The sequence below is a fragment of the Burkholderia sp. AU15512 genome (assembly GCF_002223325.1).
GTDB lineage: Bacteria > Pseudomonadota > Gammaproteobacteria > Burkholderiales > Burkholderiaceae > Burkholderia.
The window spans coordinates 167,288-189,890 of the sequence record NZ_NKEX01000001.1 but is presented as its reverse complement, the minus strand read 5'-3'; the positions used below and the strand labels follow the sequence as shown (position 1 = coordinate 189,890).

General features: G+C 68.4%; 27 protein-coding genes. 24 read left to right on the top strand and 3 right to left on the bottom strand.

Translation table 11 applies throughout. The annotated features are described in order from the left end of the window. Positions 1-45: 45 nt before the first annotated feature. A complete protein-coding gene (locus CFB43_RS00905; protein ID WP_089493875.1) occupies positions 46-1,593 on the bottom strand; it encodes a TIGR04222 domain-containing membrane protein in 1,548 nt (515 codons plus the stop codon). A 319-nt stretch (positions 1,594-1,912) separates the two neighbouring features. Between CFB43_RS00905 and CFB43_RS00900 the strand changes: the two genes are divergently transcribed. The 21 genes from CFB43_RS00900 to CFB43_RS00795 all read left to right on the top strand — a co-directional run bounded on the left by CFB43_RS00900 (position 1,913) and on the right by CFB43_RS00795 (position 20,128). Next, positions 1,913-3,766: a beta-galactosidase gene (locus CFB43_RS00900; protein WP_256989894.1), complete on the top strand. Its 1,854-nt coding sequence runs from the start codon at positions 1,913-1,915 to the stop codon at positions 3,764-3,766. Between the two features lie 836 nt (positions 3,767-4,602). Continuing rightward, positions 4,603-4,809 (top strand): tail protein X, encoded by a 207-nt coding sequence (locus CFB43_RS00890; RefSeq protein WP_089493873.1) that lies wholly within the window; start codon positions 4,603-4,605, stop codon positions 4,807-4,809. A 16-nt stretch (positions 4,810-4,825) separates the two neighbouring features. Continuing rightward, on the top strand, positions 4,826-5,170 hold the full coding sequence (locus CFB43_RS00885; RefSeq protein WP_069246837.1) for a putative holin: 345 nt from the start codon (positions 4,826-4,828) through the stop codon (positions 5,168-5,170). 1 nt (position 5,171) lies between these two features. After that, a complete protein-coding gene (locus CFB43_RS00880) occupies positions 5,172-5,438 on the top strand; it encodes a phage holin family protein (RefSeq protein WP_089424212.1) in 267 nt (88 codons plus the stop codon). A 3-nt stretch (positions 5,439-5,441) separates the two neighbouring features. Continuing rightward, a complete protein-coding gene (locus CFB43_RS00875; RefSeq protein ID WP_089493872.1) occupies positions 5,442-6,287 on the top strand; it encodes an N-acetylmuramidase domain-containing protein in 846 nt (281 codons plus the stop codon). Then, a complete protein-coding gene (lysB, locus tag CFB43_RS38735) occupies positions 6,284-6,724 on the top strand; it encodes an Rz-like lysis system protein LysB (protein WP_089493871.1) in 441 nt (146 codons plus the stop codon). Before CFB43_RS00875 ends, lysB begins: the two co-directional genes overlap by 4 nt. Then, positions 6,612-6,848 (top strand): Rz1-like lysis system protein LysC, encoded by a 237-nt coding sequence (gene lysC, locus CFB43_RS38695; RefSeq protein WP_226207559.1) that lies wholly within the window; start codon positions 6,612-6,614, stop codon positions 6,846-6,848. Before lysB ends, lysC begins: the two co-directional genes overlap by 113 nt. Continuing rightward, positions 6,841-7,290, top strand: coding sequence for a phage tail protein (locus CFB43_RS00860; protein ID WP_089493870.1), 450 nt, complete (start codon positions 6,841-6,843; stop codon positions 7,288-7,290). The genes lysC and CFB43_RS00860 overlap by 8 nt, the downstream gene beginning before the upstream one ends. A gap of 559 nt (positions 7,291-7,849) precedes the next feature. Then, positions 7,850-8,536 carry a phage baseplate assembly protein V gene (locus CFB43_RS00855; protein ID WP_089493869.1) on the top strand — a complete coding sequence of 229 codons (687 nt, stop codon included), beginning with the start codon at positions 7,850-7,852 and terminating at the stop codon, positions 8,534-8,536. Further along, on the top strand, positions 8,533-8,895 hold the full coding sequence (locus CFB43_RS00850) for a GPW/gp25 family protein (protein ID WP_089493868.1): 363 nt from the start codon (positions 8,533-8,535) through the stop codon (positions 8,893-8,895). The genes CFB43_RS00855 and CFB43_RS00850 overlap by 4 nt, the downstream gene beginning before the upstream one ends. Continuing rightward, positions 8,892-9,806: a baseplate J/gp47 family protein gene (locus tag CFB43_RS00845; RefSeq protein ID WP_089493867.1), complete on the top strand. Its 915-nt coding sequence runs from the start codon at positions 8,892-8,894 to the stop codon at positions 9,804-9,806. The genes CFB43_RS00850 and CFB43_RS00845 overlap by 4 nt, the downstream gene beginning before the upstream one ends. Then, on the top strand, positions 9,799-10,341 hold the full coding sequence (locus tag CFB43_RS00840) for a phage tail protein I (protein ID WP_089424205.1): 543 nt from the start codon (positions 9,799-9,801) through the stop codon (positions 10,339-10,341). Before CFB43_RS00845 ends, CFB43_RS00840 begins: the two co-directional genes overlap by 8 nt. 6 nt (positions 10,342-10,347) lie before the next feature. Beyond that, positions 10,348-12,978 (top strand): phage tail protein, encoded by a 2,631-nt coding sequence (locus CFB43_RS00835; RefSeq protein WP_089493866.1) that lies wholly within the window; start codon positions 10,348-10,350, stop codon positions 12,976-12,978. A gap of 15 nt (positions 12,979-12,993) precedes the next feature. Next, complete coding sequence (locus tag CFB43_RS00830; protein WP_089493865.1) at positions 12,994-13,680, top strand: tail fiber assembly protein; 687 nt, start codon at positions 12,994-12,996, stop codon at positions 13,678-13,680. A gap of 60 nt (positions 13,681-13,740) precedes the next feature. Beyond that, positions 13,741-14,913 (top strand): phage tail sheath protein, encoded by a 1,173-nt coding sequence (locus CFB43_RS00825; RefSeq protein WP_089493864.1) that lies wholly within the window; start codon positions 13,741-13,743, stop codon positions 14,911-14,913. A 28-nt stretch (positions 14,914-14,941) separates the two neighbouring features. After that, a complete protein-coding gene (locus CFB43_RS00820) occupies positions 14,942-15,451 on the top strand; it encodes a phage major tail tube protein (RefSeq protein WP_179254780.1) in 510 nt (169 codons plus the stop codon). A 74-nt stretch (positions 15,452-15,525) separates the two neighbouring features. Further along, complete coding sequence (locus tag CFB43_RS00815) at positions 15,526-15,906, top strand: phage tail assembly protein (protein ID WP_089493863.1); 381 nt, start codon at positions 15,526-15,528, stop codon at positions 15,904-15,906. Positions 15,907-15,914: 8 nt separating this feature from the next. Beyond that, the gene (locus tag CFB43_RS00810; protein WP_006484104.1) at positions 15,915-16,028 is read left to right on the top strand and encodes a GpE family phage tail protein; all 114 of its coding nucleotides are present in this window, start codon (positions 15,915-15,917) and stop codon (positions 16,026-16,028) included. Between the two features lie 15 nt (positions 16,029-16,043). After that, a complete protein-coding gene (locus tag CFB43_RS00805) occupies positions 16,044-18,605 on the top strand; it encodes a phage tail tape measure protein (RefSeq protein WP_089493862.1) in 2,562 nt (853 codons plus the stop codon). A 24-nt stretch (positions 18,606-18,629) separates the two neighbouring features. Continuing rightward, the gene (locus CFB43_RS00800) at positions 18,630-19,061 is read left to right on the top strand and encodes a phage tail protein (protein ID WP_069246823.1); all 432 of its coding nucleotides are present in this window, start codon (positions 18,630-18,632) and stop codon (positions 19,059-19,061) included. Then, positions 19,058-20,128, top strand: a complete 1,071-nt coding sequence (locus CFB43_RS00795) for a phage late control D family protein (RefSeq protein WP_089493861.1) — start codon at positions 19,058-19,060, stop codon at positions 20,126-20,128. The genes CFB43_RS00800 and CFB43_RS00795 overlap by 4 nt, the downstream gene beginning before the upstream one ends. A gap of 173 nt (positions 20,129-20,301) precedes the next feature. On the opposite strand, the gene CFB43_RS00790 is transcribed toward CFB43_RS00795, so the two are convergent. Both CFB43_RS00790 and CFB43_RS00785 read right to left on the bottom strand, forming a co-directional pair. After that, entirely contained in the window at positions 20,302-20,598 is a 297-nt protein-coding gene (locus tag CFB43_RS00790) for a hypothetical protein (protein WP_089493860.1), read from the bottom strand. A gap of 324 nt (positions 20,599-20,922) precedes the next feature. After that, positions 20,923-21,342, bottom strand: a complete 420-nt coding sequence (locus CFB43_RS00785) for a transcriptional regulator (RefSeq protein WP_089493939.1) — start codon at positions 21,340-21,342, stop codon at positions 20,923-20,925. A 162-nt stretch (positions 21,343-21,504) separates the two neighbouring features. Between CFB43_RS00785 and CFB43_RS00780 the strand changes: the two genes are divergently transcribed. From CFB43_RS00780 to CFB43_RS00770, 3 genes are all read left to right on the top strand, one after another. Next, the gene (locus CFB43_RS00780; protein WP_089460274.1) at positions 21,505-21,720 is read left to right on the top strand and encodes a hypothetical protein; all 216 of its coding nucleotides are present in this window, start codon (positions 21,505-21,507) and stop codon (positions 21,718-21,720) included. Positions 21,721-21,900: 180 nt separating this feature from the next. Next, on the top strand, positions 21,901-22,149 hold the full coding sequence (locus CFB43_RS00775) for an ogr/Delta-like zinc finger family protein (protein ID WP_048251455.1): 249 nt from the start codon (positions 21,901-21,903) through the stop codon (positions 22,147-22,149). Between the two features lie 187 nt (positions 22,150-22,336). Then, entirely contained in the window at positions 22,337-22,603 is a 267-nt protein-coding gene (locus CFB43_RS00770; protein WP_089493859.1) for a hypothetical protein, read from the top strand.

Genomic DNA, 22,603 nt, shown 5'->3' with positions numbered 1-22,603 from the left:
TGACGCTGGCGGCCCGGCGCGCTGTCCCGGCAGCGCGCGCTGTGCTCAGGTGCTCGAACAACCGCCGCAACTGCTCGAGCTGCATGAGCTCGACGAACTGCACGAACTGGAACTGCTGCTGTCTCCGGCGCCCGAGTCGAACGAACCGCTCGACCCGCCGGTTTGCACGGCAACGGGCGGCGGCGCCATCAGCACGTTCGAATGCGCGGCCCACACGGTGCCGGCGAGCGCGCCGGCGCCGAACAGCGCGGCCGTCCACAAGAGCCCGTCCGGCGTCGCGCGGTCGCCCCGGCGTTGCTCGCGGTGCGCGTCGAGCGCCGCCTCGCCGCCGCGGGTCATGCCGCCGCGCCCGACGCCGGGCAGGCGTTCGACCATGAAGTGGTACGCGACCATGAACGCCGCCATGACAATCATCAGCAGCAGCACGGGCCGGCCGCGGCTCAGGCCGACCGCGAGCTTCGCCGCGCCCGCGCCGAACACGAGCAGCAGGATCGCGCGCGCGGCCATCCGCGTCGCCCGCATCTCGCCCGGCGCCCAGAGCCAGCCTTTGCGCTGCAACGCGGCGGCGCAGTCGGCTTCGCGCCACGCGAGACGCTGACGAAACGCGTGGCAGCTCGTCTCGCCGCCGGGCTGCCGCCTCAGCCATTCCCAGTCGGCGCCATACGCGCCTGCGTGTCGCGGATCGTCGATCCGCACCCGCGCGTCGTGGCCCTTGCTCATCCGCAGCTCGATCGCCCCGGCATGCGCGAGCGACAGCATCGCGACCTGCGCCATCCGCGCACCGCCGCCCGCGAGATACGCCGCTTCCTCCGCGCTCAGGTCGGGCGACGATTCGGGGGCGCGCGTTCCCCACACCCGGTGGCGGTATTCGATCCACTGCAGGCCGGCGATCAGCAGCAGCGCGGCGACGCAGAGCGGCACGTAGAACAACCCGAGAAAGTCCGGCCCCGAGAAGTCCAGCACATTGAAATCGCTCGCGCTCGCGCAGGTCGCCGCGACGCTGATCGCCGCCGTCGGCCACGCGAACTTCGTGAAGCGCCGCCCGCGTCGCGGGCGCGCGGCGGGCTCGCTCGACGGGCCGTCGCGCGGGGCTGCGCGCTGCACCGGGGCGTCGGTGGGCACGTCCGGCTCGGTCACGGGGCGCGGCCAGATCGCTTCGGGCGGCTCGCAACCGAATAGCCTGCGGTAGCTGTCGAGCGTGTCGCGGTAGCGCTGCGCGTACGCGGCGGCTTCGTCCGGCGCGCCCGTACCAGGCATGTGATGCAGCCGCGCGCGCAGCACGCCGGCGCAGAAGACGTCCCAGTATTCGAGCGTGTACTGCAGGTGGAAATGCCACGCGGCGTCGACCGCGACCGACGGCGTGACCGGATGGCCGGCCGCCTGCGCGAGGAACGCGAAGCGCTTGTATTCGTCGATCACGGCCAGCGCATGCGCATGCGACCAGCCTTCGGCTTCGGCAAGGCGCCGGCTGTACGGCAGCGGCGCGGTCGGATCGTCGGGGGAATAGGCGTGCAGACGCGCGAGCAGTGCCTGCTGCGCATCGGTCAGCGCGCGGGCATCGACTGCGGTCGAGGTAGACAGGATGGCAGCCATCGGGAGTCGGCGCGATGCGCGGACGGCCGCCGCGATCGTCGCTTGGAGTGGTCGTTGCGGGCGATTCTCGCACAACGGCGAGGCAACCCGACATCGGCGCGCCGGCTGCGGCCGGCGCCCGTGGTGCGGCCGGTAACGGCTCCCGATCCGACCCGAAGATGGGATTCGTAAGATAATGTTGTGCTACTGAAAGGCGAGCCAGGGCCAGGCTCGGCGAATCCCAAAAAAGAACCGGAACATAAGTTTGAACAGGCGAAACTTTTTGATGGCGGCAGCGTTGGTGCCGCTTCTCGGGGCATGCAGTCGTGACAAGAAGTCCGTGACATTCGAGCCACGGAAAATCCTGACCGGCCCCACGCCGAAAAACGGCGGCAGCCACGTCCTGACGTTCGGCGACGACGGCATCACCTTCCTGCTCGACGGCGCGCCATTCCAGATTCGTAGCGGCGAGATGCATCCGGCACGCATCCCGCGCGAGTACTGGCGCCACCGAATCCAGATGGCAAAGGCAATGGGGATGAACACCATCGCCGTCTACGTCATGTGGAATTTCCACGAGACGGCCGCGGGCAAATTCGATTTCGAGTCGGACGAGCGCGACGTCGAGACATTCATGCAGCTTTGCCAGGACGAAGGCATGTGGGTGCTGCTACGGCCCGGCCCGTATATCTGCGGCGAGTGGGATCTCGGTGGCATCCCTTCGCGCCTGCTCGCACACGATGACATCCAGTTGCGTGTGGGCTCGCACCGTGACCCGCGCTTCATGGAAGCGGCGCGCCAGTACATTGCCGAGCTGGTGCCGCGAGTACGCCCGTTGATGTCGGCAAACGGCGGCCCGATCCTGCTGATCCAGATCGAAAACGAGTATGCGACCTACGGCGACGACGTCGCCTATCTGGAGGAAATACGGCGCGCATGGGTTGACGGCGGCATCACGGGGCCGTTCTTTACCGACGATGGTGTCAAGCAATTGCGGGAAAATCGAACTGCGCTTGACGGCTGCGCGATCGGCCTCAGTGGGCCAAAGGCGCACGACATCGATCGGATACGCGAAGAGTTCCCCGGTTCTACCGTCATGGGTGGCGAAGTCTATCCGGGCTTCTTTACCCATTGGGGCGACCAGAAATTTCAGGGAGACGATTCCGATATCTCGCGCGAGCTATCCGATTTCATGCGCTATGGCTTGTCGTTCAGCATTTACGTGATCCACGGCGGCACGAGCTTCGGCTTCACGGCCGGCGCGAACCGCGACCACAAGACAGGCGACTATCAACCCGACATCACGAGCTATGACTACTTCGCGCCAATCGACGAGCAGGGACGTGCAGCGGGCAGCTTCACGCGCTACCGCGACCTGATTCAGGCGCACCTGTCCGAACCGCTCCCGCCCGTCCCGGCTGCACCGCCTACGATCGAGCTCACTGGCGATCATTCTCTGCGGCCGTTTCTTTTCGCTTCGCTATGGGACAACCTGCCGGCACCGATCGCGACAAGCGACGCGCCGCGGCCGATGGAAATGCACGGCCAACAGGCCGGCTTCGTCCTATACCGCCACGCGGCCATCGGCGGAGCCGGTGGCCCGCTATCGGCGGGTGACGTTCACGACTATGCGACAGTGTTCGTCGACACCGAATATGCCGGCGGCATGACGCGCGCGAAAATGCCGCGATATCTAGCGGAAGGGCTGCGCGTCGTACCAAACAGCGAGCACGTCACACTTCCGACTGGTGGCAAGTTGCTCGATGTGCTCGTCGAAGGCATGGGCCGCGTCAACTACGGTGACGACCTGATTGATCGAAAGGGGATCAACGGGGACGTGACGGTCGGTGCGAAGCCGTTGCGTGAATGGACAACGTACGCGCTCCCGATGGACGCCGAGTACATCACGGGGTTGCGGCAACGCTGCACCGACCCGACCCGACCCGGCCTGTTCTTCAAGGCTGCTCTCATGCTTAACCAGGTAGGCGATACGTTCCTGGACATGCGTGATTGGATCAAAGGCATCGTATGGGTCAATGGGCGCAACCTCGGCCGCTACTGGAACGTCGGCCCTCAATATCGACTGTTCTGCCCCGCTCCGTGGCTGCGAACCGGGTACAACGAAGTGTTGATCTTCGACATGCATCAAATCACGCCGGCACCGATCGACCTTCGTTCAACGCTCACCGGCTGATCCGCCGCCGCGCCGCAGCAGCCTCGGCATTCCGCTCGACCGCCCCACCGGGAGCGGTCCGGTCGTAGAAGACAGCACCAGCAACCCAGTGCAGGCCCTGGCGTTCCACGACCAACTGAAGGTCGCGCTGTGAAACCAGGCGAGGCTCGCCCACACCCGCGCCACGCCCGGAACGCTGCGGTCATCCGCCATGTCGGCAATCGCGAGGCGTTGCCGGGCCTGGAAACGTCGAAAACGCACCTGCCCGTTGTGCAGGTGATCGGCGCCACCGGCAGCCGCGCCAGCAACAGCGTAAACACGGCCAACCTGCGCCGGCTAACCGCAATTTCATCGTAGTCAGGGGCAACGATGAAGTAACGAAACCGCCAAGAGCCTGACCCGGTTCGGCGCGCCCGGCTGGGATCGAACCAGCAACCCCTGCCTTCGGAGTTTTACCTACGCTCCCCCCGCCCTCGCCCGGCAAGGGCCCGCCACGCGTCGCACCGCGCAAAACCAAGGCTGCACAAGGTCAATCAAGGCCGCCCCGGCCCACGCCAGCTGCAATCCGGCTGCACGGCGCACGCCGCACCCGCCCGTGACGTGCCCATCAAGCGCCGATCGAGCACCCGCACGGAAAGCGTAAGGCCCGATGCCCGTCGCGACACGCGCCGCGCTGCGTCTCCGTACAGGCCACGCATGCGTGTCGTTGAACGCCGCCCGGCGAAGCTCGACCATGGGAACCCTCTCCACTGCGTCACCGCCCGGGACCTCGCCATGGCAAGCAGCACGACATCGACAAGCCTCCACCACGCGCCGGTCGGCGACTGCGTTGCGTTCCCGCATCGGGAGCGCCGGCCATGATCGTGCGCACCCTGCAGGGCGACACCGTCGACGCGCTGTGCTGGCGCCACTACGGCCGCACGGACGGCACCGTCGAAACCGTGCTCGAAGCCAACACCGGGCTCGCCAGGCTCGGCGTCGTGCTGCCGGCCGGCACGCCCGTCCATCTGCCGCCGCTCGACACCGCCACGCGCGCGCGGCCGTTGCTGCAACTGTTTGACTGACCCTGGAATCGCCTGCATGGCCGAACCGAACCTCACTACCGCCGCGATGCTGTCCGCCGCGATCGGCGTCGCCGGGCTCGCGCCCGGCATCGACGGCAACGCGCTGATCGGCGCGTTCACGGGCGCCGCGCTCGTGGTCGTCACGTCGAAGGAAATCGGCGTCGCACGGCGCGCCGCGTACCTGCTGATCTCGCTCGTGATGGGCTATCTCGCCGCGCCGGAAATCGTCGGCGCCACGCCGATCCACTCGACGGGCGTCGCCGCGTTCTTCGCGGCCGCGCTCGTCATCGCCGTCACGCTGCAACTCATCGAACGGGTCAAGACGCTGGACCTGCTCGCGCTGTTCCGCAAGGGGGGATGACATGCCGCTCCCGCTCGTGCTGATCGCGCTCTGCGCCCACGTCGCCGTGCTCGTGCGCGTGCTCACCTACCGGCGCAACGGCGCGCGGCACCGGCATCGCGCGTCCTGGTTCGCGTGGATCGTCGTGGCGGTCGCCGGCGGCGCATCGATCGAATTGCTGCTGCATGCCGGCTCCGTCGGCTTCTTCGAAGCGGCTACCGCCGTCCTGCTGGCGATGTCCGTCTGCGGCACGCGCGGCAACGTCGCCCGCCTGCTCAGGAGTGAATGAATCATGAAGACCCGCCGCCTCGGCGACCACGGCGACGACGTCGGCCTGCTGCAACGCCGGCTGATCCGCGCCGGCTATCCGGTGCAGGTCACGCACCTCTACGACGCGTCGACCGAAGCCGCCGTGATCGCACTGCAACGGAACACCGGCCTCGTCGACGACGGCATCGCCGGCCCGAAGACCTGCGCCGCGCTGGCCACCGGCCGGCGCGATCCGACCCACCTCGCGCTCGCCGATCTCGAATGCGCCGCACGCACGCTCGACGTGCCGCTCGCGTGCATTCGCGCGGTCAACGAAGTCGAGTCGCGCGGCGCCGGGTTCCTGCCCGACGGCCGGCCCGTGATCCTGTTCGAACGCCACGTGTTCTGGAAGCGGCTGCAGGCACGCGGCATCGATCCCGCACCGTTCGCGGCGCGCCAGCCGGACATCGTGTCGCGCACGCGCGGCGGCTATCGCGGCGGCGCTGCGGAATACGCGCGCCTCGCGACGGCCGAGTCGATCGATGCCGGCGCCGCGTGGGAATCCGCGAGCTGGGGCGCGTTCCAGGTGATGGGCTATCACTGGGCGCGCCTCGGCTATGCCGGCATCGACGAATTCGTCGCGTGCATGGAAAGCGGCGAAGCCCGGCATCTCGACGCCTTCGTCCGTTACATCGCGGCCGACGACGCACTGCGCCGCGCGCTCCGCGCCCGCCAGTGGGCCGCATTCGCACGCGCGTACAACGGCCCCGACTACGCGGCGAACCTCTACGACGTGAAGCTCGCGCGCGCCTATGACCGCTATGCGTCGCAACCGGCCGCGTCGACGCCGGGCGGATCCGCATCGGCCGGCACCCCGTCCGCCGCATGAACGGGCTCGCCGCGAAATTCGCCGCCTGCGTCGCCGCGCTTGCCGCGTGCGCCGCCGCGGCGCTGGGCGTGCATGCGCTGCGCGCCGACCTGGGCGCCGCACGGCAGCAACTCGTCGAGACACGACAGGCGCTCGCCGGGCGCGACGACGTCATCGCGCGCATGCGGCAGGACACCGCCGAGCGCGCCCGACAGCAGGCCCGGCTCGACCGTTCGCAGGCCGCGATCGCATCGAAGCTCGACGCCACCCGACTTGAAAACCGGAGATTGACCGATGAAAACGCCGCGCTTCGCGCCTGGGCTGGCACTCGTCTGCCTGACGACGTTGTCCGCCTGCAAGCCAATCCCGCTCTCACCGGCGCCGACGCTTACGTCGAATACGTGCCAGGCGGTGAGCCCCTGCACGCTGCCGATGCTCGCGCCCCGCACCAACGGTGAGCTCGATGCCGCGCTCACGCTCGCGAAGGCGGCCTGGGCGACCTGCGCGGCGCAAGTCGACATGATCGCGGCCTGCCAGGCCGGCACGCCCGCAACCCGCCACGGAGCCCATCCGCATGATTAAGCCAGACAGCCTGCGGCGGGCGCTCGTCGCCGCCATCCCGTCACTCGGAACCGAACCGGGCGCGCTGACCGTGCTCGTCGAGCAAGGATCGATTGCGACCACCGGCACGCTGACGCCGTCGTTCGAATACCGGTACACGGCCCACGTGCTCGCGACGAATTTCTCCGGCGACACGGATCCCGTGTTCGTCGCGGTCGTCGAATGGGTCCGCAAGAACCAGCCGGATCTCGTGACGAATCCCGCCGCGCGCACGAGCGGCATCACCTTCGAGCTCGGCGTTCGCGACCCGGCGGCAGTGGACCTGTCGATCCGGCTGGCGCTGACGGAAAGCGTCAACGTCGCAACCGGGCCGGACGGCCGGCACGTGATCACCCACGTCGACGACACGCGGGTCGATCCGGCCAATACGCTCACCTGGGTCGCGCTACCGCAGATCAGGTAAGCCCGGCGGCCGGCAGCTCGTCTTCCTGCACGCGGCATCGATGCCGCGTGCTATCGAACGAACACCGTGCACCGTGCGTGCGCAGTGTTCCGCCGCGTTCACCGCCGCAACGGCTGCGCGTCGCTACCGGACATCTCGTCTCGCCCTCTTCGTTTCGCGCGCCGTGGCGAACTCGCATGTCGCGATCGCAACGCCGATCGCCCGCTCGTGCATCGCCCTCGAATCGACCAGCATCGGCGACGCGCGCCGCGTCGACGTCATCGCCCGTGGCAACCCCTCCATGCGCGCCCCATCCTCGTGTCCCGCCGCACAACACCCCTCTGCATTTCGTCGCCACGCAACCCGTCGCACCTCCGCCGAGTCGCCACCGCGACGTCGCCCCGCTCACGCACTCCAGCCTCGCCACTCCATCGCCGGGGCGCACGACGCCATCCTCATTTCAACCGGTGATGCGATTCTCGACGCGCGCGTTCGTGCCGGCATCCGGTGCGGGCTGTCCTCGTCGCGACGACACAGGCCATCGCTCGCGCCGTGGCTGCCCGACCGTCACCATGGCTGCATGGACGCAAATGAAATTCAACGGCAGGCACGCAACGCGGTGCGCAAGGGAACGATCCTCGCGGTCGACCATGCGGCCGCGTTGTGCCGCGTCTCGGTCGGCGACGCCGACTCCGACGGCAGCGGCCTGCAGACCAACTGGATTCCGTGGGTCGCCGGCACCGCCGGCGGCACGCGCGACTGGCTGCCGCCGACACCGGGCGAACAGGTCGTGCTGCTCTGCCCGATGGGCGATCCGGCGCAGGGCGTCGCGCTGCGCGGCGTTTATTCGAACGCCGCGCCGGCCCCTGCCTCGAGCCCGGACACCCACGCACGCGTCTACCCCGATGGCGCGAGCATCACGTACGACCACGCCGCGCATGCGCTCACGGCCGAGCTGCCCGCCGGCGCGACCGTGCGCATCGTCGCGCCGGGCTCGGTCGTCGTGCAGACCCGCGACGCCACGGTGAAGGCCGAGCGCATCACGTTCGACGCGCCGCAGACGACCTGCACCGGCGCGCTGACGGTCAAGGGCCCGTTCGCATTCGAATCGGGCATGACCGGCACCGGCGGCGCCGGCGGCGGCGCCACGATGCAGATCGACGGCGCGGCCACCTTCACCCGCGAAGTGACATCCCAGGGCATCAGCCTCCCGCATCACACGCATCGCGAACAGGGCGATGGACAACTCGTGAGCGCACCGCAATGAAAGGCATGAACGCGAACACCGGCCGCTCGATCTCGGGCCTGGACCACTTCTACCAGTCGATCGGCAGGATCGTGACGACGCCGCTCGCGTCGTGCGTGAAACGCCGCACGTTCGGCTCCGAGCTGCCCGACCTGATCGACGCACCCGGCAACGGCACCGTGCGCACCCGGCTATACGCGGCCGTCGCGACGGCGCTCATGCGCTGGGAGCCGCGCCTGACGCTCACCCGCGTCGTGCTCGCCTCCGACGACGCGAATGCGGCCGCCGGGTCGGTCTATCTCGACATCGAAGGCTGGACCGGCGAGAACGGCACGGCCGTATCGACCCGCGTGCCGATGACGAACGGGAGCCCCGCATGAGCGTGACGCCGATCGACCTCTCGCAGCTGCCGTCACCCGACGTCGTCGAAACGATCGACTACGAAACCCTGCTTGCCGCGCGCAAGGCACGCTTCGTGTCGCTCTACCCGGCCGACGAGCAGGCCGAGATCGCCGCGACGCTCGCGCTCGAATCGGAGCCGGTCGTGAAGCTGCTGCAGGAGAACGCGTACCGCGAGATCGTGCTGCGGCAGCGCGTGAACGACGCCGCGCGCGCCGTGATGCTCGCCTACGCGGTCGGCACGGACCTCGATCATCTCGCCGCGCTGTTCGGCATCCGGCGCCTGACGATCACGCCCGCCAATCCGGAACACAACGTCGCGGCGGTCATGGAAAGCGATACCGACCTGCGCGCCCGCACGCAGCTCGCGCCGCAGAGCCTGTCCGTCGCCGGCCCCGAAGGCGCGTACGTTTCGCACGCACGCAACGCGGACGGCCGTGTGCTCGACGCGTCGGCCGTCAGCCCGGCGCCGTGCGAAGTCCTCGTCTCGGTGCTGGCGCGCGATGGCGACGGCACGGCGGACCCGGCGCTGATCGCCGCGGTGGCGGCCGCGCTGCAGGCCGACGACGTGCGGCCGCTGACCGACAAGGTCACGGTGCGCGGCGCGGAAATCCTGCGCTACCAGGTACGCGCGCGGCTCGTGTTCTTCGCCGGCCCGGATCGCGCGGTGGCGCTCGCGGAAGCCAACCGCGCGATGAAGAGATACACCGAATCCATGCACCGCCTCGGGATGGAGGTCACGCTCGACGGGATCTACGCGGCCGCCCGCGCGGCCGGCGTGCAGAAGGTGATCCTCGAAAGCCCGTCCACCGGCCTGCCGGCGACGAAGCAGCAGGCGCCGTATTGCACCGGAATCGAGCTGATCGACGGCGGGGTGTACAGCAATGAATGACGTCCTCCCGCCGAACGCGACGCGGCTCGAACGCCGGCTCGCCGCGACGAACGCACGCATCGACGACGTGCCGACGCCGCTCGCGACGCTGATGAATCCGGACGCGATCCGGTCCGACCTGCTGCCGTGGCTCGCGTGGCACCTCGGCGTCGATGCGTGGAAGGACTACTGGCCCGAGTACGTGAAGCGCGCCCGGGTCGGCCAGGCGATTCCGATCGCCCGCCGCAAGGGCACCGCCGCCGCAGTGCGCGAAGTCGTCGCGGCCTTCGGCGGAAACATCGTCCTGCGTGAATGGTTCGAGCAGCGCCCGCCGGGCCAACCCGGCACGTTCGACCTCGTGATGACGGTCAGCGGCCAGGAAGGCCAGCCGCCGACCGCCGAATACGTCGCCGACATCCTCGCGGAAATCGACCGGACCAAGCCGGTACGGGCGCACTACACGTTCACGCAGGGCTTCGAGATGCGGGGCCGACAACCGGTCGGCGCCGCCGCGCGCGTGGCGGCCTATCGCCGCCTGAACCTCACCGACTACTGATCGCACATGGCAACCCAGATCATCATCACCGACGCCGGCCGTGCCGCGCTCGTCGCCGCCGGCAACGGCGGCACGAACGCCCACCAGGTCGTGGAAATCGGCCTGGCGAACGCGCCGTTCGTCGCCGACAAGGGGCTCACGAAGCTGCCGAACGAGCTGAAGCGGATCAAGTCCTTCGGCGGCGCCAACGTCGCGCCGGACACGATTCATACGACGCTGAAGGACGACACCGCGGACCAGTACTCGCTGTACGGGTTCGGCCTCTATCTCGAGAACGGCGTGCTGCTGGCCAGCTATGGCCAGGCGACGCCGATCATGGAGAAGTCGCCGGCCGCGATACTGCTGCTGTCGTCCGACCTGCAGTTCGCGACGATCGACGCGACGAAACTCGTGTTCGGCGACGCGTCGTTCCTCAACCCGCCGGCGACCACGGAGCGGCAGGGCGTGGTCGAGCTGGCGACGCAGGCGGAAGTGAACGCGGGTGCGGACGATGCGCGCGCCGTGACGCCGAAAACCGCGGCGTCGCGATATGCGGCGTTGACCGGGGCGAAGTTCACCGGGCCGGTCGTGACTGAATTCGATGCGGGTCCGGATACGGCGCATGTCACGGTGCGTCCGCCGACCGGCAAGAACGGACGGGAAAGCCGCGTGCGTCTGCATGGCACGTTCAGCGGTACCAACACCGACACCGGATCACGCATTGTCGCAACGTTGCGTTCGGGTTTCGACAATGGCGCCTGGGGGCGCGAATACGTCGACCTCTGGCTCAACCGTGCGGTCAACGACAACGAAACCGACGCGAACCAGGCGCGCGCCCTGCGCATCGCCTACGGTGGCCGCGTGCTCGTCGGCGACGTCAGGAACGACGACGGGAACTCGCGACTGCGCGTCGGCGGTGATGCCGTTGCCGAAGGCACGAGCTATTCGAAGGCCGTATCGATCGATGGCGGGGCCGGCAATTTCTCGACGCTGTTCTTTACCGACGGCGGCAAGATCCGCTGGTCGCTGTTCAAGCGCGACGGCACGGCAACGGGGGGCAACGGCGGCAACAACTTCGGATTGAACGCGTTCGCGGACGACGGCGTTACGCAGTTCTCCGCGTTTCGTGTGGACCGCGGCACGCAGACGTTTTCGGTCGCGAAGCGCCTGACCGTCGGCGACATCGGCGACGACGGCCGTAACGCGATCCAGGTCGGCGGGAGCGCAACGTTCGCGGGTGGATTGACCGCGCGTGAAATGGACGCCACGGGTTCCCATTTCCGCGCGATCTCCAACGGCTACGGAGCTTTCCTGCGCAATGACGGCACGAACGTGTATCTGCTGTCGACGAACAAGGGCAATGCGGAAGGTCAGTGGAATGATTTCCGCCCGTTTGCCTGGTCGCTATCCGACGGGATCGTCCGCATCAGTGACAGCGGTGCCTTGACAAACATCGGCGGCGATCTCGCAATCGGAAGGAGTACGGATGAAGGACACATCCGGCTCGGTCCCGTCGATGGCCATTTCTACGCCAATGCTCATTCAGTCGGCTGGTGGGGTAAAGCCGACTCATTCCAGTACATCCTGGACGACCACACGTTCCGCATCAACGGCAACGTGGTGTGGCACACCGCGAACCTTACCCCGCTCGACCGTAGGACCGGCGGCACGATGTCGGGCGACATCTGGTTCGATCCGGGCAAGCGGATTTTCCTGGCGGAAGGCAGCGCGCAAGCACCGTCGCTCACGTTCGTCAACGACGGTGCGCCGGACACCGGCCTGTACCACATCAACGACGGCTCGTTCGGCGTGACGTGCAACTCGATCCCGCAGGTTGCGTTCACACCGGGCGGAACGACCTTCCAGACACCCGTGCAGGGCCCGACACCCGCCCCGGGCGATCGTTCGAAGGCGCTCGCCACGACTGAATGGGTGCTGGCCGCCCTCTCGACGGCGACGGTCGGCCAGATCGTATTCGAGCCGCGCACGCTGCCGCGCGCCGGGTTCCTGAAAGCGAACGGCGTGCTCGTCAATCGTGCCGACTACCCCGCTCTTTGGGCCTATGCGCAAGCCAGTGGCACGCTCGTCTCGGACGATGAATGGCACAACCAGCGATGGGGTTGTTTCTCGTTGGGCGACGGCTCGACGACGTTCCGCCTGCCTGAGCTGCGCGGTGAATTCATCCGGTGCTGGGACGACGCCCGCGGTGTCGACACCAACCGCATCCTCGGCTCGTGGCAGGACAGCGCGAACCGCTCGCACGGCCATGGCGCGAGCGCGGCCGCAGTCGGCGACCACGCGCACTCCGCGTGGACCGACTCACAGGGCTGGCACGGCCACCACGGCTGGACCGGCAGCGTAGGCGATCACCAGCACGTCGCACCCTACACGGAAGTGGGTGTCGCTCCGTTCGGTACGCATTCCGGCGCTCACCAGGGCTCGAACGGCGGCGTCGACAACGACAACCCGTGGGCATTCACGTCCGGCGCCGGCGGTCACAACCATGAATTCAACACCGAAGGCGCCGGCACGCACGGCCACAACGTCGGTATCGGTGCCGCAGGCAGTCACAGCCACGCCATCACCGTCAACCTCGACGGCGCCAACGAATCGCGTTCGCGCAACGTCGCGCTGCTCGCGTTGATCCGCGCTTATTAACCTGGACCCCGAAACATGCTGATCCACCACTACCACCAGTCGACCGGCGAATACCTGAGCAGCGGCCAGCCCGACGCCGATCCGCGCAACCCCGAACGCTGGCTCGTGCCGTCATGGGCGACGTTCGACGAGCCGCCGGCGCGCACGCCGACGACCTGGCCGTTCTATCGCGACAACGCGTGGACGCTGCTGCCGGACTTCCGCGGCCGCCTCTGCTATCGCACCGACACGGGCGAACCGGTCGAAATCGCGACTGCCGGCAAGACGCCCGACGAACTCGGCCTCACGACCGAACCGCAACCGTCGCCGCGCCATGCGTGGATCAACGGCGCGTGGGCGATCCCGGCTGCACTGCTCGAGCGCGAAAAACGCGACGCCGCGATGGCCGAGTTCGAGCGACGACTCGAAGCCGCACGCAAGGCGAACGCCGGCAAGGCCGACGCCTACGCCGCGGGCCTGCTCGACGACGAAGGCGTCTATTACTTCAAGGCCTGGTCGGCCTATCAGATGGCACTCGTTTCGGTCGTCCAGGCCGACACGTTCCCCGATGCGGTGACGTGGCCGACCACGCCGGCGCCGTACGTACCGCCGCCGCCTTCCAAGCCGGAGCCGGAGCCGGAACCTCAACCGGAACCGAAGCCCGAGCCGAAGCCCGACGAACCCAGCGCACCTGCAGCTCCGGTCGCGGACCCCGCGGCCTGATCCGCACGGGATTTCTCCCGTTCTCTTTCATCTGATCTGCACACACAGGAGCCACACACCATGCCGCAGGATTACCACCACGGCGTACGCGTCATCGAAATCAACGAGGGCTCGCGCCCGATCCGCACCGTGTCGACGGCCGTCGTCGGCATCGTCTGCACCGCGTCCGACGCCGATGCCACCGCCTTCCCGCTCGACACGCCCGTCCTGCTGACCAACGTCGTCGCCGCGCTCGGCAAGGCCGGCACCAAGGGCACGCTGCGCCGCACGCTCGACGCGATCGGCCGGCAGACCAAGCCCGTCACGATCGTCGTGCGCGTCGCGGAAGGCAAGGACGCCGCCGAGACGGCGACCAACGTGATCGGCACCGTCACCGCCGACGGCAAGTACACCGGCATGAAGGCGCTGCTCGGCGCGCAGGCGCGCTTCGGCGTGAAGCCGCGCATCCTCGCGACGCCGGGCCTCGACACGCAACCCGTCGCCGCGGCGCTCGCGTCGATCGCGCAGTCGCTGCGCGCGTTCGCGTACGTGTCGGCCAACGGCTGCAAGACGAAGGAAGAAGCCGTCGCCTATCGCAAGCAGTTCAGCCAGCGCGAACTGATGATCGTCTGGCCGGACTTCCTCGCGTGGGACGACACGACCAGCAAGACGGTCGTCGTGCCGGCCACCGCGTATGCGGCCGGCCTGCGCGCGAAGATCGACAACGACACGGGCTGGCACAAGACGCTGTCGAACGTCGGCGTGAACGGCGTCACCGGCATCAGCGCCGACGTGTCGTGGGACCTGCAGGATCCGGCGACGGACGCGGGCTTCCTCAACGAGCAGGACGTGACGACGCTCGTGAACCGCAACGGCTTCCGCTTCTGGGGTTCGCGCACGTGCTCGGACGATCCGCTGTTCGCGTTCGAGAACTACACGCGCACCGCGCAGGTCATCGCCGATTCGATCGCCGAAGCGCAGATGGCCATCATCGACGGCCCGCTCAACCCGTCGCTGCCGCGCGACATCATCGAAACGATCAACGCCAAGTTCCGCGAATGGATCTCGCAGGGCTACCTGATCGGCGGCTCGGCCTGGTACGACCCGGAGCCGAACACGACCGACGTGCTGAAGTCCGGCAAGGCGTATCTCGACTACGAATACACGCCGGTTCCGCCGCTCGAAAACCTGATGCTGCGCCAGCGCATCACCGACCGTTACCTCGCCGATTTCGCCGCGCGCGTCAGCGCGTAACGACCGGCCTCACCAGGAGTCAAACACGATGGGTATGCCTCGCAAACTCAAGGGATTCAACCTGTTCCAGAACGGCGAGAACTTCGTCGGCCAGGTTGTCGAAGTCACGCTGCCGAAGCTCACGCGCAAGATGGAGGACTACCAGGGCGGCGGCATGAGCGGCCCGATCAAGGTCGACTTCGGGCAGGAAGGGATCCAGCTCGAATGGACCTGCGGCGGCTTCATGCGCTCCGTGCTCGGCCAATACGCGATCACGAAGCACGACGGCGTGCTGCTGCGCTTCGCCGGCGGCTACCAGTCCGAGGATTCGACCAACGTCGACGCGATCGAGATCGTGATCCGCGGCCGCCACAGCGAAATCGACCCGGGCACCGCGAAGTCGAAGGAAGACACCGTGTTCAAGGTCACGACCGTCGCCAGCTACTACAAGCTGTCCGTGAACGGCCAGGACGTGATCGAGATCGACTTCGTCAACATGATCGAGAAGGTCAACGGCAACGACCTGTTCGCGGCGCTGCGCAACGCGATCGGCCTGTAATCCGCCGCCCGGCCGGTTACGCCGGCCGGGCCCTTCCTCGCCCTTCCCCCCGCTTGATCACCGACAGGACCACCATGAATCCGATGCAACCCGACCCGGCCGCGAACGACTCGCAGGCCGATGCGTCCGCCGTCACCGCCGTCGCCGCGCCCGACCAGGACGATCCGGCCACCCACACGCTCGACACGCCGCTCGTGCGCGGCAACCAGACGATCACGTCGATCACGCTGCGCAAGCCGAAATCGGGCGAACTGCGCGGCGTGTCGCTGTCCGACCTCGTCAGCCTCGACGTCGTCGCGCTGTCGAAAGTGCTGCCGCGCATCAGCTCGCCGATGCTGACCGAAGCCGACGTCGCCAACATCGACCCCGCCGACCTCGTGCAGCTGGGAGGCATCTTCGCCGGTTTTTTGATGCCGAAGGCCGTGAAATCCCGACTGGCCTCCCAGACCGCGTAGAAGACCCGATGGCGGACATCGCGACGGTGTTCGGCTGGACACCGCCCGTGATGGATGCCTTCAGCCTGGCCGAGCTGATGGACTGGCGCGAGCGCGCCCGAGTACGCGCCGGCGCCCAATGAGCGAAACGATCGACGATGGACAACACCACGAAACTGCGCGTCATGTTCGACATGGTCGACAACATGACGAAGCCCCTGCAAATGATGCTGACCGGCAACCGGGGGCTCGCCGCGGCGCTGAAGGACACGCGCCGCGAGCTGGATGACATGGCGAAGACGCAGAAGCGCATCGGCGAGTTTCGCGAGATGCGCAAGGGCCTCGCCACCACGGCATCGGAGCTCTCGGCGGCACGCGCACGCGTCGACACGCTCGCCCAGTCGCTGCGCGCGACCCGCTCGCCGTCGCAACAGATGATCAGCGACTTCAACAAGGCGCAACGCGCGGCCGAGAACCTGGCGTCCGCGCACCACTACCAGGCCGGTCGCGTACAAGCCATGCGTACCCAGCTCGCCGGCGCGGGCATCGACACGCGCAACCTGTCGCGGGACGAGCGCAACCTCCGCGCGACGATGGCGTCGCGTGCATCGATGATCGACGCGGGGGTGCGCGGGTACGACACCCGGCGCCAGCAGCAAGCCGACGCCCGGCGCGCCAGGATCGACGCGCTGCGCGGCGTCGGCGAGAAGTGGGCGAAGCGCGGCGAGACGGTCAAGGGCGTCGGCAAGAACATGCTCGGCATGCTGTCCGATCCGCTCGACGCCGCGAAGCAGGCCGAAAGCGAAACGCTGCGCATGCGCGCCGCGGGTGCGTCGGCCGACGCGGTGAAGTTCGCGCGCGCGCAGCGGGCGCCGGGGCTGTCGACCATCGACAACCTGGCGCTGATGCGCGAATCGCTGACCGAGTTAGGCGGCGACGAACAGCATGCGCGGGTCGCGCTGCCGTTGCTGTCCTCGATGAAATTCGCGAACGAGGCGCTGTACGGCAAGGAAGATGCGAAGAAGAACGTCGACCAGTTCATGAGCATGCTGAAGGTGATCGACCTGCGCGGCGGCACGAAGAGCGAAGCGGCGTTCGGCGCCGAAGCGAACCTCGTGCAGAAGATGCAGACGGCGACCGGCGGCAAGGTCAGCGGCGACGAGTGGAACAACTTCGCCGAATCGGGTGGCAACGCGGCCAAGAAATTGCGCACCGACGCGTTCTATTACCAGATGCAGCCGCTCATCGAGAAGCTGGGCGGCAAGTCGGCCGGCGCAGGCCTGGCCGCGCTGTCCGGCAGCGCGCTCGAGGGCAAGGCGTCCGCACTCGCCGCGCAACGGCTGGCGGCGCTCGGCCTCGTCGATCCGAAAGGGCTCACGCACCGGAAGAACGGTGCGATCGCCGGGCTCAAGCCGGGCGCACTGGCGGGCAGCGACATGCTGCAGGCGTCGCCGTTCGAATGGCTCGAAAAGGTGCTGCTGCCGAAGCTCGCCGCCAAGGGCATCACGAGCCCCGACAAGGTCAAGGCCGAACTGGCGAAACTGTTTCCCGACAAGGCCGCGGGGAACCTGCTCACCACGATGTACGACCAGCGCGAGCAGATCCACGACACCGAGCGGCAGAGTGCCGCCGCCGACGGCGTCACCGGCATGCGGGCGAAAGCCGCGGATTCGACCGCGGGCCGCGAGCTCGTCGTCCTCGCGCAGTTGCGCGACCTGAAGCTCGAGATCGGCGAGAAGATCACGCCGATGTACAACGCGGCGCTGGACGTCACGGCCACCGTGCTCGGGAAAATCGTGAAGTTCGTGCGCGAACACGGCACGGCCACCCGCATCCTCGCCACGACTTTCGCCGGGCTGGGTGGCGTACTCACGGTCGTGGGCACGCTGGCGAGCGTCTTCGGTAACGTGCTCGGGACGGTGAACGTGCTCCGCTTCGCGACGTCGATGGTCAGCGCCTTCAGGCTCGTCGGGCAGGCGTTCATGGTGCTCGGCCGGCTCGCGCTGGCGAATCCGGTGATCGCCGTGATCAGCCTGATTGCAGCGGCCGCCATCTACGTCTGGCAGAACTGGGACACGCTCGGCCCGAAGTTCATCGCGCTGTGGGAAACCATCAAGGGCGCGTTCGGCGCGGCCGGCGACTGGATCACCGCGAAATGGGACGCCACCGTCGAGTGGGTGAAGACCGCGATCGGCGGCATCGGCGACTGGTTCGGCGACATCGGCACGCGCTTCCAGGAAATCGGCGCCAGCCTGGTGTCGGGGCTCGTCGACGGCATCAAGAGCCGCTTCGTCGCGGTGAAGGAGACGGTCGGCGGCCTCGGCAGTTCGATGCGCGACTGGGCCAAGGAAAAACTCGGCATAAAGGCTTCGACCACGCCCGACGACGCCACGGCCGGCGCCCCGTCGCTCATGGCCCGCACCGCCGCCGCCCTCACGACCACCGCCGCGCTGGTCGGCCCGCCCGCGTTCGCCGCGAGCCCCGCGATCGCCGCCGCCGCCCCGCTCGAGCGCTACAACCTGTCGCTCGACTACCGCGCGCCGCTCACGGCGCCGGCCGTCGCTGCCGCCAGCGCCGCGCCCGCGAGCGGCCCCGTCACCATCAACATCGCACCGCCGCCCGGCGCCGACGCGGCCGAGATCGCCCGCATGGTGCGCGCCGAGCTCGAACGCGCCGAACGCGCGAAAGCGTCGCGCGCCGGCTCGCGCCTGTCCGATTGATCGTTCGTTGAAGGAAACCCGCCCATGATGATGTCGCTCGACCAGTTCGTTTTCAGCCTGGCGACCACGCCGTACCAGGAGCTCCAGCGCCAGCGCAACTGGAAGCACCGCACCAGCTCGCGCATCGGCGTGCGCGATGCGAGCCAGTTCACCGGCGCCGGCGACGACACGATCACCCTGTCCGGCATCGTCGCCCCCGACAACGGCATCGGCGAGATCGCGTCGATCGAGGCGCTCGCCCGGATGGGCGACGCCGGCGACGCCTACGTGCTCGTCGACGGGAACGGCAACGTGTACGGCGCGTACGTGATCGACAGCCTCAACGAGACGGCCACGTATCACACGAAGGAAGGCATCGCGCGCAAGATCGCGTTCACGCTGACGCTCAAGCGCGTGGACGACGGCGTGCTGGCCGAGCCGCAGCAGGACGACGAAAGCGGAGCGGACGAGCAATGAGCACGCTGGAACGCAAGCCGGGCGATGCGCAGGCCCGCGCGGGCCGCGTGCAGCCGCAGGCCGACTATCGGATCACGCTCGACGGCCGCGACCTGTCGCGCCTGATCGCGCCCAACCTCATCAGCCTGTCGCTGTCGGAATCGCGCGCGGACGAGGCCGACATGCTCGACCTGGTGCTCGACGACGCGCGCGGCACGTTCGCGATTCCGAAGCGCGGCGCGAGCATCAAGCTGTCGATCGGCTGGGTCGGCGAGCCGCTCGTCGACAAGGGCGCGTTCACGGTCGACGAAGTCGAGCACGGCGGCGCACCGGACGTCATCACGATCCGCGCGCGCTCGGCATCGATGACGAAGGGCATGCACGAGCGCCGCGAGAAAAGCTGGCACCGGCAGACGATCGGCGCGATCGTGCGCACCATCGCGACGCGCCACGGGCTCACGGCCGCCGTCGACGCCACGCTCGCCGCGACGCGGATCGACCATGTCGATCAGACGCAGGAATCCGACATGTCGTTCCTGACGCGCCTCGCCAGGCGCTACGACGCGGTGATGACCGTGAAGGACAAGCGCCTGCTGTTCATGCCGATCGGCAGCGGCAAGACCGTCAGCGGCCAGCCGCTCGACGTGCTGGCCATCACCCGCGCGAGCGGCGACCAGCATCGCTACCACATCGCGCAGCGCGACGATTACACGTCGGTGCGCGCGCACTATCACTCGAACGGCAGCGCGCGGCGGCTGTCGGTGGTCGTCGGCGACGCAAAAGGCAAGAACGTCAAGGTGCTGCCCGAGGATTACGCGACGGAAGCCGAGGCCCGGGCGGCCGCGCAAGCCGACTATGCGCGCACGCAGCGCGGCCAGTCGACGCTGAGCTACACGCTCGCACTGGGCCGGCCCGAACTGTTTCCCGAAATGCCCGTCACCGTGACGGGGTTCAAGCCGGAAATCGACGAGACGCCGTGGCTCGTGAAGAAGGCGACGCATACGATCGGCGACGGCGGGTTCACGACCGCGCTCGAGCTCGAGGTACGCGATGCGCCGAAGCAGTCGGGTCGAACCGGCAAGCGCTGACGGGTGAAGTAACGCCCAGGGCCGCAATGCCCGGCACGCGATCGCGTGCCGGCGATCGCGGTGGCGAACTCAGGATCTCGGTGGGCGGGGCGACGCAATGCGCGGGGTGCGCGGCTCGGATTCGATGCAGCGGCCGGAGCGAATGCCGGCCGGCGGGGAGGCGTGGCGGCGCTTCAGCTCGATTGCTGGCGCCCGCCGAGCGTGATGCGCGTGTCCCGCGCGTCGTCGCATTGCTGCAACGTGGCCCGCGCATCGCGCAGATTGGCCATCGCCTGCAGCGCGGCCTCGAGCACCTGCCCGACCGACAGCATCGCGCTGTCGATCTTTGCGTGCGCGTCGGCCCGTTCGTCGTCGGTCAGGTCCGGACGATATCGCGGCGGGCCCATCGTCGATCCGCGCGGGTCCGCGCGATGGTCGGCGCGCGCCGACGCGCCGATCGTCCCGATGTCGTGCTTCCTGTTGGTGTCCATTTTTCCGGTCTCCGCAAACTCAGTCATCCACCGGGGGCCGCCTGACACGACGGGTCGCCTCGGAACGCCCCGCCGCCAGCTCACCGGCTTTCAGAATGCTAAACCAATACTGTATGGATATACAGTGATTCGTCCGATTTTATCCGATGCGCTTGCGCGGCGCGCTCAGCGCACCGCCGTGGTATCGGGGAAAGGGAAAGGGGATGAGCCGCCCGCGCCGCCGCATGCGCCGTGGCGCGGATCGGGCAGCGTGTGGCCGCGTGTGGCCGTGCGCAGCGCGCTGCCGGCATACGCAGCAGCGCGTGCGCCGGGCCGCGCGGCCGCTTATTTCTTCGGTTGCTTCGCCGCGCGCTCGGACTTCAGCCGTTCGACCTCGGCCATCGCGCGCTCGACGTTTTCCGCCGTGCGCTGATCGAGTGCCGCCCGGCGATTCTCCGGCAGGCGCTTCGCGCGCCGCGCCGGCGCCGACTGCACCATCGCGCCCGTGCTGATGCAGCTGGCGAGAAACGCGTGCAGCGATGCCTTGCCGGCGTCGTTGAGCTGCCGGTACATCGCCAGCACGTCGGCTTCGTCCGCGTCGCGGCCGCCGGCCTCCGACGCCGGTTCGCCTGCGGCGGACCGTTCGCCGGTCAGCACGTAGCCGATATCGACACCGATCTCGCGAACGGCCAGCAGATAGGACGCGTCGGGAGAGCGCTCATCCGACTCGTACGCCGACTGCGAGCGCCTCGCGACACCGCCCACGGTCGCAAACTCATCCTGGCTGAGCCCGATGCGCAAGCGCTCGTCCCGCAAGCGACTCCCGATTTGTGTCATAAATTACCCATTAACAATTGACGCGCTGTTTTTTGCTCATTACACTGGCCTTACCGTAACGCAAGACTATCTCGACAAAGTATACCGACCATGACTACTCCCCAAGGCCCGCGCCGTTCGCCGCGCGGCACGATGTCGGACAAACCCGTCTACGTCGGGCTGACGCCGGTCGAGCGCGGCGAGCTCGAGCAGCTCGCCGCGCAGCGCAACCGCTCGATCTCCAGCATGGCGCGCGAACTGATCCGCATCGGCACGAGCCACCTGCGCGCGATCGCGGCGCCGCGCTCGCGCACCGCCGGCCGTTGAACCGGGCGCCCTCATGTTCCGCACCGTCGAACGCGCCCGACCGTCCGTGCCCGCAACGTCGATTGTGAACTGCGCGCGCGCCCGCAACCATCCGCCGATCGGCCAGCGATGCAGCCGGATCGCCCGCGCAGCCCGCTGCCCGTCCGGCCCTGCGCAGACTCTCGCCCGGAGCGCGACCCCATGCGAATCCTGAACCGTTGCCCGCACTGCCGCACCCGCGCCACTGCGCGCAGCAGCCGCGAAATGTCGCTGACGTTCCGCGAAATCACGTTCCAGTGCGCGAATCCGGAGTGCGGCCACACGTACGTCGTCAACATGGAATTCGCCCGCACGCTGTCGCCGTCCGCCGTCCCGAACCTCGCGTTGCAGCTGCCGCTTTCGCCGCACGTCCGCGAACGCCTGGCCGCGCAACTCGAGCTGCCGGTCTGACGCCCTAACCCCTTCGTTCCCGCGTTTCCCTCGCATCGTGCCTGAATGGCGCGAGGGATCGCCTTTGCCATTGAAAAGGACACCTCATGATCCCGATCCAAGCGGGCCGCGCCGTCCGATGCCCCGCCCGCCCGGCGGTCCGCCACCCCGCGCGATGCGTACGGGTCTATGACCAGGAGGCGCGCCCATGAACCGCTACGCCACCGAACCCGCGCCGCATGACGCCGCGCTGCGCGCCGCGATCGCGGCGGCCGCCGACACGCTGGGCTTCGACGCCCCGCCGGACAGCCCCGAGCGGCAACGCACGCTCGGCCGCTTCGTGTCGGCGCTCGCCGATCGCCTCGCGCTCGGCTTCCCGCAATCCGCCGCCGCGCTGCGCGCGCTCGCCCATTCACCGGCCACGACGGGCCATCCCGCGCCGCCCGCATCACCGCAACCCGAACGGCAGCAATGA

Bases quoted from the DNA above. Each gene is read 5' to 3' on its own strand.
- CFB43_RS00790 (WP_089493860.1), bottom strand. From the start codon at position 20,598: ATGGACACCAACAGGAAGCACGACATCGGGACGATCGGCGCGTCGGCG.
- CFB43_RS00875 (WP_089493872.1), top strand. From the start codon at position 5,442: ATGAAGACCCGCCGCCTCGGCGACCACGGCGACGACGTCGGCCTGCTG.
- CFB43_RS00885 (WP_069246837.1), top strand. From the start codon at position 4,826: ATGGCCGAACCGAACCTCACTACCGCCGCGATGCTGTCCGCCGCGATC.
- CFB43_RS00880 (WP_089424212.1), top strand. From the start codon at position 5,172: ATGCCGCTCCCGCTCGTGCTGATCGCGCTCTGCGCCCACGTCGCCGTG.
- CFB43_RS00860 (WP_089493870.1), top strand. From the start codon at position 6,841: ATGATTAAGCCAGACAGCCTGCGGCGGGCGCTCGTCGCCGCCATCCCG.
- CFB43_RS00850 (WP_089493868.1), top strand. From the start codon at position 8,533: ATGAAAGGCATGAACGCGAACACCGGCCGCTCGATCTCGGGCCTGGAC.
- CFB43_RS00770 (WP_089493859.1), top strand. From the start codon at position 22,337: ATGAACCGCTACGCCACCGAACCCGCGCCGCATGACGCCGCGCTGCGC.
- CFB43_RS00845 (WP_089493867.1), top strand. From the start codon at position 8,892: ATGAGCGTGACGCCGATCGACCTCTCGCAGCTGCCGTCACCCGACGTC.
- lysB (WP_089493871.1), top strand. From the start codon at position 6,284: ATGAACGGGCTCGCCGCGAAATTCGCCGCCTGCGTCGCCGCGCTTGCC.
- CFB43_RS00815 (WP_089493863.1), top strand. From the start codon at position 15,526: ATGAATCCGATGCAACCCGACCCGGCCGCGAACGACTCGCAGGCCGAT.
- CFB43_RS00905 (WP_089493875.1), bottom strand. From the start codon at position 1,593: ATGGCTGCCATCCTGTCTACCTCGACCGCAGTCGATGCCCGCGCGCTG.
- CFB43_RS00840 (WP_089424205.1), top strand. From the start codon at position 9,799: ATGAATGACGTCCTCCCGCCGAACGCGACGCGGCTCGAACGCCGGCTC.
- CFB43_RS00830 (WP_089493865.1), top strand. From the start codon at position 12,994: ATGCTGATCCACCACTACCACCAGTCGACCGGCGAATACCTGAGCAGC.
- CFB43_RS00855 (WP_089493869.1), top strand. From the start codon at position 7,850: ATGGACGCAAATGAAATTCAACGGCAGGCACGCAACGCGGTGCGCAAG.
- CFB43_RS00805 (WP_089493862.1), top strand. From the start codon at position 16,044: ATGGACAACACCACGAAACTGCGCGTCATGTTCGACATGGTCGACAAC.
- CFB43_RS00780 (WP_089460274.1), top strand. From the start codon at position 21,505: ATGACTACTCCCCAAGGCCCGCGCCGTTCGCCGCGCGGCACGATGTCG.
- CFB43_RS00820 (WP_179254780.1), top strand. From the start codon at position 14,942: ATGGGTATGCCTCGCAAACTCAAGGGATTCAACCTGTTCCAGAACGGC.
- CFB43_RS00795 (WP_089493861.1), top strand. From the start codon at position 19,058: ATGAGCACGCTGGAACGCAAGCCGGGCGATGCGCAGGCCCGCGCGGGC.
- CFB43_RS00825 (WP_089493864.1), top strand. From the start codon at position 13,741: ATGCCGCAGGATTACCACCACGGCGTACGCGTCATCGAAATCAACGAG.
- CFB43_RS00835 (WP_089493866.1), top strand. From the start codon at position 10,348: ATGGCAACCCAGATCATCATCACCGACGCCGGCCGTGCCGCGCTCGTC.
- CFB43_RS00810 (WP_006484104.1), top strand. From the start codon at position 15,915: ATGGCGGACATCGCGACGGTGTTCGGCTGGACACCGCCCGTGATGGAT.
- CFB43_RS00775 (WP_048251455.1), top strand. From the start codon at position 21,901: ATGCGAATCCTGAACCGTTGCCCGCACTGCCGCACCCGCGCCACTGCG.
- CFB43_RS00800 (WP_069246823.1), top strand. From the start codon at position 18,630: ATGATGATGTCGCTCGACCAGTTCGTTTTCAGCCTGGCGACCACGCCG.
- CFB43_RS00890 (WP_089493873.1), top strand. From the start codon at position 4,603: ATGATCGTGCGCACCCTGCAGGGCGACACCGTCGACGCGCTGTGCTGG.